The sequence below is a fragment of the Arthrobacter sp. MYb224 genome (assembly GCF_002975455.1).
Lineage (GTDB): Bacteria > Actinomycetota > Actinomycetes > Actinomycetales > Micrococcaceae > Glutamicibacter.
The window spans coordinates 1-14,075 of the sequence record NZ_PCPU01000015.1 but is presented as its reverse complement, the minus strand read 5'-3'; the positions used below and the strand labels follow the sequence as shown (position 1 = coordinate 14,075).

Sequence of the window (14,075 nt, the reverse complement as noted above, 5' to 3'; positions counted from 1 at the left end):
CACGTACTTTCGAGACTACCGGGCGCTACCGGCGCTCGGCGCCAAGCCACAAGGCCGATTCGGCCTCGATGACCCCGGGCCGTGACTGTTCGGCGCTGGCCTGCAAGACCGGCAGGCCGGCGAGCTGGCCGGGTAGCTCGGCGCGTTGCCCGGCGAAATTCACGATGACGGTCACCGCACGGTTGCGCAGCGCCAGCAGCTGCTCGCTGCCGGTCTCCAGCCATTGCACATCGCCGGAGCCCAACTGGTTTTCGCGGCGCAGGCGCAGCAGCGAGCGGTACATATTCAGGGTCGAATCGGGCTGCGCGGCTTGTTCCGAACGCGCGTAGCGCTCCCAGCTGGCCGGCTGCGGCAGCCAGCTTTCCCCGCTGGCGCTGAAGCCGAAGGCCGGGGCCGCGGCTTCCCAGGGGATGGGAACGCGGCAGCCGTCGCGGCCGTAGCGTTCGCCGTTGGTGCGGAACCAGGTAGGATCCTGCCGGGCGGCATCGGGCAGCTCCATGGCTTCGGGCAGGCCGAGCTCTTCGCCCTGATAGAGGTAGGCCCCGCCGGGCAAAGCCAGCATCAATGCGGACGCCGCCCGCGCCCGGCGCAGTCCGCGCGCCGGATCCGGGTGATTCGGCGTGAGCGGGCCGATGCCTTCGCCCTGCGGGTTGTCGTCGCGCAATGCCAAGCGCGAGGCGTGGCGCACCACATCGTGGTTGGAGAGCACCCAGGTGCTCGGCGCGCCGACGGCGCCGAAGGCGCGCAGGGAGTCGTTGATGACCTGCCGAAGCGCGGGCGCATCCCACTCGGTGCCCAAATACGGGAAGTTGAATGCCTGATGCATTTCGTCATCACGCACCCACTTGGCCATCAGCTCCAGCGGGCTGACCCAGGCTTCGGCGCAAAGCACCCGCTCGCCTTCGTACTCGTCCAGCACCTGGCGCCAGTCGCGGTAGATTTCGTGCACGCCGTCCTGGCCCCACCACGGGGCGAGCACCTCGTCGCCGCCCATGGAATCGCCGTGCGCCGGGGGAGTGAAATCCGGCAAGCCCTCGGCCTTGATCATGCCGTGGGCGACATCCACGCGAAATCCGTCGGTGCCGCGGTCCAGCCAGAAGCGCAAGACATCGCGGAACATGGCGCGCACCTCTTCGTTATGCCAATTGAAGTCGGGCTGGGAGGAATCGAAGATGTGCAGATAGGCCTGGCCTGGGGAGCCATCCGGTGCGGCGGTCCGGGTCCACATGGGGCCGCCGAACACCGACTCCCAGTTGTTGGGCAGCGCGCCGGCGGGGGCGTCGCGGAAGATGAAGCGGTCTCTTTCGGGGGATCCAGGTGCGGCGTTCAAAGCTTGCTGGAACCAGGGGTGCTGATCGGAGCAATGGTTTGGCACCAGATCGATGATCACGCGCAAGCCGAGTTCGTGGGCCCGGGCCACCATCTTGTCGAAGTCGGCCAAGGTGCCGAACAGCGGATCGACATCGCAGTAGTTGGCCACGTCGTAGCCGCCATCTTTTTGCGGGGAGGTGAAGAAGGGGGAGAGCCAGATGGCGTCGATATCCATGTCGGCTAGGGAATCGAGGCGCGAGGTGATGCCTGCCAGATCGCCAATGCCGTCCCCGTTGGCGTCGGCGAAGGAACGGGGATAGATCTGGTAGATCACCGAGGTGCGCCACCATTCCGAGCCGTGCCCGGACGCTGGGGATTCCGAAAGAGTGCGCGATTGAGTCATGCCGGTAACGATAGGCGATGAACGCACGATTGTAAACGCTTCCATTAAAACGTGAAGACGCAGACGGGTTCGGCGTGGTGAGGTTCGATCAATTCCGGATGCCTGCGGGAGGTGTTGCCAAACCTGATGATTTGTGTCACTCTGGAAACGCTTACATTCACGTCGTGATTCACGACACAAAATCAGTCCGGCCCAGGCGCAGCAGATCGAGACTCAGCCGGCGCAGATGAACCAAGTTGCCACGAAAGGTACACCCAATGAAGGTGAACACTCGCTCCCTGATAGTCGGCGGGGCCATGACGGCCATCGCCGCCCTCTCGCTGACCGCCTGCGGCGGATCCGGCACGAGCACCGAACCGGCGGCCTCCAACTCCCCGGCGGCTTCCTCCTCGGCACCGGCATCCGCCGGATCGCTGACCGTCTGGGTGGATGCCAACCGCGAACCGGTGCTGAAACAGGCGGCCAAGGAATTCGCCGCCAGCAGCGGCGTGAAAGTGGATCTGGTCATCAAGGACTTTTCCAAGATCCAGGAAGACTTCCTTCGCCAGGTTCCCACCGGCAAGGGTCCAGACATCACCATCGGCGCCCACGACTGGTTGGGCAACCTGGTAAACAACGGCGTCGTGCAGCCGGTCGAACTCGGCGATAAGGCGGCGGACTTCCAAGACGTCGCGGTCACCGCGATGAGCTACGAGGGCAAGGCCTACGGCGTTCCATACGCCACCGAAAACCTGGCGCTGCTGCGCAATACCGAGCTGGCCGGTGAAGCACCGGAAAGCTTTGAGGACATGATCGAGGCGGGCGAAGAATCGGGTGCCGAATTCCCATTCCTGGTCCAGGTCTCCGAAACCGGGGACCCCTTCCACCTGTACCCATTCCAGGCCTCCTTCGGCGCACCGGTCTTCGGCACCGATGAGACCGGCGCCTACGACGCCAGCAAGTTGGAACTGGGCAACGACGGCGGTGCAGAATTCGCCAAGTGGATGGCCGAGCAGGGCAAGGAAGGCACGCTGAAAACCTCGGTGGACAGCGACATCGCCAAGGAGAAGTTCATCTCCGGAGACTCGCCATTCCTGATCACCGGCCCATGGAACGTCGAGGCCGCCGAAGAAGCGAAAATCGAGCTGTCCATCGACCCGATCCCCAGCGCCGGCGGCGAACCGGCCCAGCCATTTGTCGCCGTCCAGGGGTTCTTCGTCTCCTCCAAGACCGAAAACCTGTTGGCAGCCACCGAATTCTTGACCAACTACATCGGCACCGAAGAGGTGCAGACCGAATTGTATGCGGTCGGCGATCGCCCGCCGGCAAACAAGGCTGCCTTCGAAGCAGCCAAAGCCGACGAGGTAGTTGCCGCCTTCGGCGAGGTCGGCGAGAACGGCGTTCCGATGCCGAACGTGCCGGAAATGGCAGCGGTCTGGGAATTCTGGGGTGTGGCCGAGGCGGATATCATCTCCGGCAAGGCCAAGGATCCAGTCAAGCGCTGGGATGAAATGGCTGCGGACATCGAAGCCGCAATTTCCAAGTAGACACCAGCGGCCGCTGGGATCCGACCCGCCTGGGCGGACCCCGGCGGCCGCAGCATCGATTATCGCTCACTAAAGATCGCTCGAGGAACTCCGGGATGACCATGAAAACCACCGCGCCGAAAGACCGTGCGCCGCAGGATGAACCAGCTAAGCTTTCCTCCACGGCCCAAGGCTTCACGCGCAACCTGAACACCGGGCTCGGAGCGATGCTCGTCAAGATCCTGGCCATCGCGGTCCTCGACGCGACGGCGCTCTTCGCGGTGTTCCTGGCCGTAGCCAAGGATGCGCTGCTGATCGCCAGCATCATCGCGGTGATCACCTTGGTCATCAACGCCATTTACTTCAAGCGCGGCTGGCTGCCGGCAAAGTACCTGGCTCCCGGGGCGGTGTTCCTGCTGATCTTCCAGGTCTTCGTGATCGGCTACACCGGGTATATCGCCTTCACCAACTACGGCTCCGGGCATAATTCGGACAAGGACGACGCGATCATGTCGCTGCTGCAAAGCAACCAGCAGCGCGTGCCGGAATCCGCCGGCTACCCGGTCACCGTGCTCGAAGGCGCCGATGGCCTGGCCCTCCTGGTCGAACGCGAGGGGCAGTCGCTGATGGGCGACGTCCAGCACCCGCTGGCACCCATCGACCCGGACGCGCTAGGGCAGTACACCCAGCTTTCCTTCGCCGACCTGCTCGGCCGCCAGCAGGAAGTCACCTCGCTGGCGGTGCCGATGAGCGAGAACCCGGCCGACGGAACGCTGCGCACCTCCGACGGGCGCACCGCCTACCAATACACCTCCACCCTGGTCTATGAGCCAAACGCGGACACGATGACCGATTCGACCACCGGCCTCGTCTACCGGGATACCGGAGTCGGAGCCTATAGCGCGCCAAGCGGCGAGCAGCTCATGCCCGGCTGGTCGATCAACGTCGGCTTTGACAACTTCACCCGCGCGGTTACCGACTCCTCGATCCGCGGCTCGCTGATCTCCGTGACCGCCTGGACCTTTGGCTTCGCCTTCCTCTCGGTGGCCACCAGCTTCTTCCTCGGCCTATTCCTGGCCATCGTGTTCAACGACCTGCGGATGAAGGGGCGCAAGGTCTACCGGGTGATCTCGATCCTGCCCTACGCGTTCCCCGCCTTCCTCGGCGGCCTGGTCTGGGCCGGCATGCTGAACAAGGACTTCGGCTACGTGAACCAGGTGCTCTTCGGCGGGGCGTCGATCCCGTGGCTGACCGACCCGTGGCTGGCGAAGTTCTCGGTGCTCTGGGTCAACCTGTGGCTGGGCTTCCCGTACATGTTCCTGGTGTGCACCGGTGCGCTGCAGTCGATTCCCGACGAACTGGCCGAGGCGGCCAAGATCGATGGGGCCAAACCCTGGCAGATCTTCCGGCTGATCAAATTGCCGCTGCTGCTGGTCTCCGTCGCCCCGCTGCTGATCTCCTCCTTCGCGTTCAACTTCAATAACTTCAACGTGATCTACATGCTCACCGAGGGCGGGCCGCGGCTAGCCGATTCGGGGATGAACGTCGGGGCCACGGACATCTTGATCTCCATGGTGTACAAGGTCGCCTTCGTCGGCTCGCAACGCGACTACGGGCTGGCCAGCGCGTTTTCCATCATCATCTTCCTGATCGTCTCGCTCGTCGCGGTCATCAGCTTCAAGCAGACCAAGGCCTTGGAGGAACTGAACTAATGAGTACTTCGATTTCCACCCCACGCAAGGCGCCGAAAAAGGGCTTTGGCCAATGGTTCGCGGCCACCGGCTGGCGGCACCTGATCGGTGTGGCCCTGTGCATCTACGCGGCCTTCCCGCTGCTCTACGTGCTCTCCGCCTCGCTGAATCCCAATGGCACCCTGCTCTCCTCCAACGGCTTCTTCTCCACCATCGGCTTCGAAAGCTACGCCAAGTTGTTCGCCAACGAACAGCGTCCCTTCGCCGCCTGGTTCGCCAACACCATGTTCATCGGGCTGACCACCGCCGCCGCCTCGGTCTTCCTCGGCGCGCTCGCCGCCTACAGCTTCAGCCGGATGCGCTTCAAGGGGCGGCGCTTCGGGCTGGTCTCGCTGCTGGTCGTGCAGATCTTCCCGCAGCTGCTGGCCGTGGTGGCGATCTTCATCCTGCTGACCACGCTGGGAGAGGTGTACCCGGGGTTGGGCATCGACAACCAGATCGCGCTGATCATGGTCTACCTCGGCGGCGCGCTGGGCGTGAACACCTATCTGATGTACGGGTTCTTCAACACCGTGCCGGTGGAAATCGACGAGGCCGCCAAGATCGACGGGGCCGGGCATGCACGGATCTTCTTCACCATGATCCTGCGCCTGGTCGCACCGATCCTCGCCGTGGTGGGGCTGCTGTCCTTCATCTCCACCACCAGCGACTTCGTGATCGCCTCCGTGGTGCTGGTCAGCCCGGAAAACCAGACCCTGGCGGTGGGCCTGTACTCCTACGTTTCCGAGGAGTTCACCTCAAACTGGTCGGTGTTCGCCGCCGGTGCGGTGCTCGCCGCGATCCCGGTGATGGCGCTGTTCCTTTTCCTGCAGAAGTACATCGTTGGCGGGCTGACCGCAGGGGCCGGAAAATAGGCGCCTGCCGATCGCCCTGAAAAGGGACTGCCACGTGATGGGACACTGCAAACGCGGTGTCCCATCCGCCTTCGCGAAACTGGCCGGTCCACCGCGTAAAGTAAGCCCCATGAAGTCACGCCTTCCCCGAGCCTCGCGCAAATATGTGGAGCAGCTGCGCCACGAGTTGAGCCACCTGACTCCTGCGGAACGAAATAAGATCATCGAGCAGACGCGGGCAAAAATCCACAAGCTCCCGGGGCGTGGCCGCACCCAGGTTGAGCTGATCGAACAGCTGGGAACCGCGGGCATGCGCGCGGCGAAATTCCAGCGCACCGCACCCGAGGCGCTCCAGGTGCGCAGCGGCAAGGAATTCCTGAACCGCATCCTCGGCTGGCCGATCCTCGCCTTTGCGCTGCTCACCACCGTAGTGGTGTACTTCGGCCCCATTGCGGCACCGGGAAACGCCGGCGACTGGACGCCCTTCGCCGACGGCGCGAACGGGGGACTAGCGCGGCTCGAAGCGCTGGTCGGAGCGCAGGTGATCTGGGTGGCGATCCTGCCGGTGCTGCTCAGCGTGGTGGGCCTTTACCTGCAGAACATTTTCTCCACGGTCATCGGGTTGCTTGGCGCGAGCTTCATGACGCTCGTGGTGGTCGTGGGGTCCTCGGGCATCGGACTCTTCTTCCTGCCCATCACCGTGCTGCTCTGGGCGCAGGTGCTCACTCCACTGATCATGATGCGCGGCTCCATGGCCCGGCCCGGCCCGCTGTGGCTGATCGCCGGGGCATTGCTCGTGCTGGCCACCGGGGTCTGGGTGGTTTCCGCGGGGCTGCGCACCAGTGAGCTGAACGGCTGGCTGATCATCGGTCCGGCGAGCCTGCTCGGCCTGCTCGCGGTGCTGCTGCCCACCCGCCAATGGTGGGCGCACATCCTCTTGGTCAGCGTCGGCATTCTGGTGATCGCCGCCGGCCTGGTCGCCGCGTTCAACTCCATCGGCTCGCTGGCGCTCATCGGCCCATGGGCTTCCGGAGGCGTCGCGTTCGCCGTAGGGCATCTGGCGCTCGCCGGAAATCTCTGGCACGAGCGGGCACGCAAGCTGCTGGCGCTGTATTAGACCCATTGTTGCGATAAAAACCGGTAGGCCGGCGAGATACCGAAAGCGGGCGCTGTCTAGGCCTAGACTGTTGCTATGAGCGAAGCCACAAACCAGCCACCGGAGATTTCTGCAAAGCGCGGGCGCGGCCGCCCACGCAAGGATTCCAACTGGACCACATTCGCCCGCGAGGATCTGGTCGAACGGGCGCTGTCCATCGCCGGGGACGAAGGCTTTGCGGCGGTGACCATGCACCGCCTGGCCGCCGAGTTCAAGGTGACCCCGCGCGCGCTCTACAACTACGTCAAGGACCGCCAGGAAATCATCAACCTCGCGGTGGAGCTCTTCTTGGACAAGGCGCCGCTGATCGATTTTGATCCGGCGCACTGGCAGGCGAGCGTACGCATGGCCTATGCCGAATCGCGCCGGCTCCATCGGGCGTTCCCGCGGGCCTCACTGGTGGGCATGGAGGAAAACGTCAATGTGACCATCGGTCCACGGCATGCGCTGCTGGTTGAGAGATTGCTCCAGTTCTACGTCGATATCAACTTGCCGCTGAACACCGCGGTCACCATGGTTCGCGCGCTGGAACAGGATGTGCTCGGCTTCGGGCTGCGCTTCGACTACACCTATGACCGGCTGCCGGAGGAGCATAAAGAACTTGTCACCCGCGTGATGCCAGAATCGCGGCTGGATGCCGCCGCGCAGGTGGCCGCGCCGCAATGCCGCGCGGCGCTGCAGCTGCCCGGCCAAACCAGCGACGAAATGTTCGAGGACCTGATCGAACTGCGCATCATCGCGATCGAAGCGATCCTGGCCAAGAACGTGGCCTCCCACTAGGGAATAAGTTCTCGACTCCGTGCGCTGAACTACTTGTGCACGCCATCCGGCCACCGCCGCTGGCGCAGTTAAATCGTGGAAAGTTGGACTATGCCCGAGCGATCTTTGACGGTACCGGAACCGCTGTCGTCCGGCGCGCGCTGGCGACTGCTCTGGGTGCTGCTGGCGACCATGTTCATGTCCCTGGTCAGCGTCAGCATCGTGAACGTGGTGCTGCCATCGATCGAGACCACCCTCGGTGCCTCCGAAGCCGATATGCAGTGGGTGCTGGCCGGCTACGCGCTGACCTTCGGTGTGGTGCTGGTGGCCGCCGGCCGTGCCGGAGACGTGCTGGGCCGCGGCGTGGTGTTCGTTGCCGGCGTGGTCATCTTCACGCTCTCATCCATCCTCGCTGGCCTGGCGCCGGACCCGACGAGCCTGAACATTGCCAGATTCATCATGGGCTTGGGATCCGGGCTGCTCAACCCGCAGGTGATGGGCATGATCCAGCAGCATTTCAAGGGCCCCGAACGCGGACGCGCCTACGGGCTGCTCGGTACCGTCATCGGCGTCTCCGTGGCGATCGGCCCGGTGCTCGGCGGCTTCCTCATCGGCTGGCTCGGCCCCGATGCCGGGTGGCGCTGGACCTTCTTGATCAACGTACCGGTGGGCATCATCGCCGTGCTCTTGGCCCTGCTGTGGCTTCCCCGACCGCTGCTCGTGCGCGGCACCGGAAAGCTGGACCTGGACCCGGTGGGCGGCGTATTGCTGGCGGCCGGCCTGCTCGCCTTCCTGCTGCCTTTTGTGCAGGGGCGCGAAAACCCCGCCCTGTGGGCGCTGCTCGTCGTGGGCCTGGGGATCCTGGTCTTCTGGGTGCACTGGGAGAAGAAGTACAAGGCACGCCGACGCGCCCCGATGGTCGAGTTGTCCTTGTTCAAGATTTCCAGCTTCACCAATGGAAGCCTGATCGCCGGGCTGTACTTCATGGGAGTCAGCAGCGTCTGGGTTCTGGTGGCCATCTATGTGCAAAGCGCGCTGGACTTCAGCGCCCTGCAGGCGGGGCTGATCTGCCTGCCGGCGGCCTTGCTCTCGGCAGTCAGTTCACAGCTGGCGGGAAACTACGTGATGAGTGTCGGACGCAAGCTGATCGTCTTCGGCGCCGGCAGCGCGTTGTTCGGCCTGCTGGCCACGATTATGGTGGTGGAGCTCGAAGCACGGGGTCTGCTCAACATCTGGTGGATGATGCTCTCGCTGGCCTTCATCGGCATCGCGCAGGGATTCATTATTTCCCCGAACCAGACCTTGACGCTGATGGAAGTACCCGTGGAAAACTCCGGCAGCGCCGGAGGGCTCATGCAGACCTCGCAGCGTGTCGGCACCGCCGTGGGCCTCGCAATGATCACCGCGATCTTCTACGGTGTGAACCATCTTTCCGGCTGGACCAACGCGATGAGCTTCTCCTTCGTAGCCATCGCGCTGCTGGTGCTGATCACCATGTTTGTCGCCATTATCGATCAGCGCAAAGGGCACCGGGACCTGATCTCGATCGCCTAAGCGATCGCTCGAAAGCGCTGCTGCCGGCTTCATCGACTTGCTGCTGAAGTTCAACTTTGTGGAGGCCTCGATCACCCCGGGTCGGGTGATGGCAGCTGTCGTGCGTGCTCAACTTGTTGCGCGCAGGAGGGCGAGCGCTTGCTGCTCGCTGGTGGCATCGAATCGGTCGTAGAACCGGCCCACGGCGCCAAAATGCTGCGGGAGGTGCAACGCGAAGTACGCATCACAGAATTCGGCCAATTCCTCGGGCGACGTTGCCGGGGCCACCGGCACGGCGGCGATCAGCCGGTGGGCGCCGAGCCGGTGGGCGAGCAGCAGGGCCGCCTTCATCGTGGCCCCGGTGGCCAGCCCGTCGTCGCATAGGACGAGGGTGGCTCCCGCTAGCGGGGGAGCGTAGTCGGCGAAGACCCGGGCCAGACGGTCGGCCTCGGTGCGGGCGCGGCCTTCCACCTTCTCCACCGTGGACCGTCCGAAGTCGGCGAGCACCTGGGCATGGATCGCGGGGTTGAGGTAGGTCGCGAGGCTCCCGCGATAGCTGGCCAGCGCGCCGAAGGCCGTCTCGGCAAAGCCCGGAACCCCCAATTTGCGCACCGTCATCGCGGCCACCGGGGCACCTAACGCCTCGGCGACCTCGGCGGCGATCGGCACTCCTCCGCGCAGCAAGCCGGCGACCAAGTAATTTGCCGGCGGCAGGTTGCTGGCTAGCCGAACTCCCAGCTGCCTGCCGGCATCGTGGCGATCGGCGAACATCGGCGCTGCTTCGGTACCCATCCTCTTAGTCTGCGCGCTTCTGGCCAAGGGCGAAAGGGGGCCGAAAGAACGGGCGAAGAAGTCCTTGCGCCCCGGGCGCAGCCGGCCAAGCTGGGCAATCCATCGGGGTGTGCCGGGTGCGGGCCACGAATTATTGCTACTTCGTTGGATCGCCGCCCGCCTCGTTCTACGCTGGGACTATGAAGCGATTTCTAGCAGTTCTAGTGATGCCGCTCCTTGCGGTGAGCCTTGCCTCCTGCGCCGGTAGCTCCGGGGCGGGCGCGGACCCCGCCGGGCTCTGGGGCGAGAAGGCGCAGGGCAGTCCGTGGCTCGAGCTGGCCGAGGATGGAAAGGTGTCGGGCAACGATGGCTGCAATCGGATCGCCGGGCAATGGAGCGAGGCCGACGGCGAGATCCGCTTCGAGCAGCTGAGCAGCACCAAGATGTACTGCCCGGGAATCGACCCGTGGTTGGCTTCCGCGGTGGCCGCCCAGGTCTCGGGCGATACCATGCTCGTCCTGGACGCGGATAACGCGGAGGTCGGCACGCTGAAACGCGGTGAGTAGCCAAGGGCCCAAGCGGCGGCAAAAAAGCCTCAGGGGAGGATCCGAAATGGATCCTCCCCTGAGGCTTTGCGTGGTGCGGGAAAACTAGATGGTTCGGAAACCGGTGACCATCGGGCAATCGAATGGGTCGCGGGCCGACAGGCCAACCTTGTTCAGGTAGGTGATGACCTGGGAGTAGGACTCACGCACGGTGGCGATGGTGTACGGAACCTGGTGGTCCTCGCAGTACTGGCGTACGATCTTGGACACGGCAGCCAGGTTGGCGCGTGGCATCGACGGGAACAGGTGGTGCTCCACCTGGTAGTTCAGCCCGCCATAGACATGCGACAGGATGCGGTTGCCCCAGGTGGACTTCGCCATGATGTTACGCCCGGTCAGAACCTGCCGGGAGAAGAAGTCGATGCGTGCGGTCTGCGGAATCATGGGCATGCCCTTGTGATTCGGTGCGAAAGACGCACCCATGTAGACGCCGAAGACTGCCAGCTGTACGCCGATGAAGGCGAAGGCCATGCCGATTGGCAGGAAGTAGAAGATCGCGGCCAGGTAGATCACGATGCGCAGCGCGATGGAGAACATTTCACGTTTGCGGTTTTTCACCCGGTTCGCGCGGAACAGGTACTTGATCGAGAGCATGTGAAGGTTGAGGCCTTCCATGGTCAGCAGCGGGAAAAACAGGTATCCCTGACGCTCGGTGATCCACTTGAGCACACCACGCTGGCGCTTGGCATCTTCGGTCTGGAACGAGATGGTGTCCCACTCGATATCCGGGTCCTTGCCGATGGTGTTCGGTGTGGCGTGGTGCTTATTGTGCTTGTTCATCCACCACTGGTAGCTGATGCCGACCACAATGTTGGCCAGGAACTGGCCCAGCTTGTCATTGCCCTTTGACGAAGTCAGGATCTGGCGGTGCGCCGCTTCGTGGGCGAGGAAGGCGAATTGGGTCAGCAAGAGGCCCAAGGCGCCGGCCATAAGCAGCTGGAACCAACTGTCTCCCAGCAGGACGAATCCGGCAATCGTGCCGCCCAGCAGGACGGTTAAGACGATCGCCACGCCGAGGTAGTGGCCGCGGCGGCGCTGGACCAAACCGGCATCGGCGACGAGCTTCTTCACGTGGAAGAAGCTTTTCGGATCACCGGGTTTGACGGAAGGTGCGGTGGATTCCATGACTGAACTGCTACTCATGTAAATATCCTTGGGGTATAGGCGTCGACTTCACAGTCGAAAGAACTGAAAAACTCGGCTCCCATATTTAAAAGCTTACGTTGAATATCTGTGAACTGACTGTCCGGCGGGCAGAATTTCAAATTGTTTCGATCGTATTTGCCGTCCAAGTCCTTGGCAAGAGGACCGCGCCCGGTCAGTGGCGCACGGTGAGCTGGCCGTCCGAGATTTCCCAGCGCGCGTCGAGACGCACATTTTCCAGCATCCGCCGATCGTGGGTGACGAGCAGCAGCGCGCCTTCGTAGCTTTCCAGCGCCTCTTCGAGCTGTTCGATGGCCGGCAAATCGAGGTGGTTGGTGGGCTCGTCGAGCACCAGCAGATTCACCCCGCGCGCCTGCAGCAGCGCCAAGCCAGCGCGGGTGCGTTCCCCGGGGGAGAGCGCACCGACCAGGGCGGCCGAATGGTTGGCCTTCAACCCGAATTTCGCCAGCAGGGTGCGTGCATCGGCCGAGGTCATCTCCGGCAGGGCGTTTTCGAAGGCGGTGCCCAGGGGCAGCTCTTCGGGCAGGTAGCTGCGCGCCTGGTCGATCTCGCCGATGGCTACCGAGGTGCCCAGCGTTGCGGTGCCCGAATCCGGGGACAGCTTGCCCAGCAGCAGGTTCAGCAGCGTGGACTTCCCCGCGCCATTGGGTCCGGTGATGCCGATCTTCTCCCCGGCGTTCAGCTGGATGGACAGCGGGCCGAAGCTGAAATGCCCGCGCTCCAAGGCGACCTCGTTGAGCGTGGAGACCACGGATGAGGAACGCTCGGCCGCGGCGATCTCGAACTGCAGCACCCATTCCTTGCGCGGTTCGGCCACCTCTTCCAGACGCTTGATCCGCGATTCCATCTGCCGCACCTTCTGCGCCTGCTTCTCGGAGGACTCGTTGGAGGCCTTGCGGCGCAGCTTGTCGTTATCCGGGTTCTTCTTCATCGCGTTGCGCACCCCCTGGGAGGACCATTCGCGCTGGGTGCGGGCACGGGAGACCAGATCGGCCTTCTTGCCGGCGAACTCCTCGTAGGCCTCGCGGGCATGGCGGCGGTTGATCTCGCGTTCCTCCCGATAGGAGTCGTAGCCGCCCTCGTAGACCGCGACCTGGTTCTGCGCCAGATCCAGCTCCACGATGCCGGTGGTGCAGCGGGCCAGGAATTCTCGGTCGTGGGAGACCAGCACGACGCCCGCGCGCAGCGAGGTGATAAAGCTTTCCAGACGCTGCAGTCCGGCCAGGTCCAGATCGTTGGTGGGTTCGTCGAGCAGCACCAGATCGAAGCGGGAGAGCAGCAGGGCGGCCAACGCGATGCGCGCCACCTGCCCGCCGGACAGCGCGGTCATCAGCGAGTCGATGGGCAGCTCGAAGCCGAGCTCCGCCAGCACGCCCGGGGCGCGGTCCTCCAGGTCCATGGCCCCGGAGGCCATCCAGTGCTCGAAGGCCACCGCATAGGCGTCATCGGCCCCGGGATCCCCGGAGCCCAGCGCCTCGGCGGTGGCTTCCATGGCGGCGGTGGCCTGCGCGCAGCCGGTGCGGCGGGCCAGGTACGCGGCGATGGATTCGCCGGCGATCCGCTCGTGCTCCTGCGGCATCCAGCCGATGAACGCGCCGTCCGGGGCGGTGGATACGCTCCCGCCCATCGGCTCGTCGACCCCCGCCAGCAGCCGCAGCAAGGTCGTCTTGCCGGCGCCGTTGGCGCCCACGATGCCATAGACCTCTCCGGGGGAGAGCGTGAAGCTGAGATTGGAGAAGAGGGTTCGATCGGCGTGGCCCCCGGCAAGGTCCTTGGCCACCAGTGTTGCAGTCATGCCTTCAAGTTTAGGTTCTTCTCGCCGCGCGCTCGCGCACGCCCCTAGCGTTGGTTGGCGAAGGCCTGGAAAATATCGGCCGCTGAGTAGGCAAGATGATGCACCACGGATTCGGGGCGAACATGGCCTTCTACGGCAACGCCGAAATCCAGCTGACCGTCTCCGAGCCGGGCTCCGCCAGGCAAGCCACACTCGATTAATTGGCCAAGATGAAGGAGCGCAGCGGGCTGATCGACGTCGGGCGCCGCGATATTCCGCGTGGGGTGATCACGGCGACCAAGCGTGCGCCGGAGATCCAAGCGGTTTAGCGGCCGCAAGGCCAACGATCAATTGGCCGTTGGCAATGGTGGCACAACTTGAAGCGGGGGTGCCGCCGGGCATCCGGCGGCACCCCCGATTGCCGCGGATCAGCTGCCGCGGATCAGTTCGGCGCAGCGCTCACCGATCATCATCACCGTGAGATTCGGATTCACCGTCACCAACTCCGGC

The 14,075-nt window shown here is 64.2% G+C and carries 11 protein-coding genes; 7 read left to right on the top strand and 4 right to left on the bottom strand.

What is annotated here, in order from left to right; genetic code table 11:
- Positions 1–25: 25 nt before the first annotated feature.
- Positions 26–1,714: a glycoside hydrolase family 13 protein gene (locus CQ017_RS17615; RefSeq protein WP_105554809.1), complete on the bottom strand. Its 1,689-nt coding sequence runs from the start codon at positions 1,712–1,714 to the stop codon at positions 26–28.
- A gap of 257 nt (positions 1,715–1,971) precedes the next feature.
- On the opposite strand from CQ017_RS17615, the gene CQ017_RS17610 reads away from it, so the two are divergent.
- From CQ017_RS17610 to CQ017_RS17585, 6 genes are all read left to right on the top strand, one after another.
- Positions 1,972–3,240, top strand: coding sequence for a maltose ABC transporter substrate-binding protein (locus CQ017_RS17610; protein ID WP_105554799.1), 1,269 nt, complete (start codon positions 1,972–1,974; stop codon positions 3,238–3,240).
- Positions 3,241–3,335: 95 nt separating this feature from the next.
- A complete protein-coding gene (locus tag CQ017_RS17605; RefSeq protein WP_105554798.1) occupies positions 3,336–4,931 on the top strand; it encodes an ABC transporter permease subunit in 1,596 nt (531 codons plus the stop codon).
- Positions 4,931–5,824, top strand: coding sequence for a sugar ABC transporter permease (locus CQ017_RS17600; RefSeq protein ID WP_105554797.1), 894 nt, complete (start codon positions 4,931–4,933; stop codon positions 5,822–5,824). The genes CQ017_RS17605 and CQ017_RS17600 overlap by 1 nt, the downstream gene beginning before the upstream one ends.
- Before the next feature lie 109 nt (positions 5,825–5,933).
- Positions 5,934–6,920 carry a hypothetical protein gene (locus CQ017_RS17595; RefSeq protein WP_141393454.1) on the top strand — a complete coding sequence of 329 codons (987 nt, stop codon included), beginning with the start codon at positions 5,934–5,936 and terminating at the stop codon, positions 6,918–6,920.
- Between the two features lie 75 nt (positions 6,921–6,995).
- The gene (locus CQ017_RS17590; protein ID WP_105554796.1) at positions 6,996–7,739 is read left to right on the top strand and encodes a TetR/AcrR family transcriptional regulator; all 744 of its coding nucleotides are present in this window, start codon (positions 6,996–6,998) and stop codon (positions 7,737–7,739) included.
- Between the two features lie 90 nt (positions 7,740–7,829).
- Entirely contained in the window at positions 7,830–9,272 is a 1,443-nt protein-coding gene (locus CQ017_RS17585; protein ID WP_105554795.1) for an MFS transporter, read from the top strand.
- 108 nt (positions 9,273–9,380) lie between these two features.
- On the opposite strand, the gene CQ017_RS17580 is transcribed toward CQ017_RS17585, so the two are convergent.
- Positions 9,381–10,043, bottom strand: coding sequence for a phosphoribosyltransferase (locus CQ017_RS17580; protein ID WP_105554794.1), 663 nt, complete (start codon positions 10,041–10,043; stop codon positions 9,381–9,383).
- Positions 10,044–10,222: 179 nt separating this feature from the next.
- On the opposite strand from CQ017_RS17580, the gene CQ017_RS17575 reads away from it, so the two are divergent.
- On the top strand, positions 10,223–10,588 hold the full coding sequence (locus CQ017_RS17575) for an META domain-containing protein (protein ID WP_219843969.1): 366 nt from the start codon (positions 10,223–10,225) through the stop codon (positions 10,586–10,588).
- 84 nt (positions 10,589–10,672) lie between these two features.
- Here the strand turns inward: CQ017_RS17575 and CQ017_RS17570 are convergent, their stop codons facing one another.
- The gene (locus CQ017_RS17570; protein WP_105554792.1) at positions 10,673–11,770 is read right to left on the bottom strand and encodes an acyl-CoA desaturase; all 1,098 of its coding nucleotides are present in this window, start codon (positions 11,768–11,770) and stop codon (positions 10,673–10,675) included.
- A 175-nt stretch (positions 11,771–11,945) separates the two neighbouring features.
- A complete protein-coding gene (locus CQ017_RS17565) occupies positions 11,946–13,586 on the bottom strand; it encodes an ABC-F family ATP-binding cassette domain-containing protein (RefSeq protein ID WP_105554791.1) in 1,641 nt (546 codons plus the stop codon).
- Positions 13,587–14,075 lie beyond the last annotated feature (489 nt).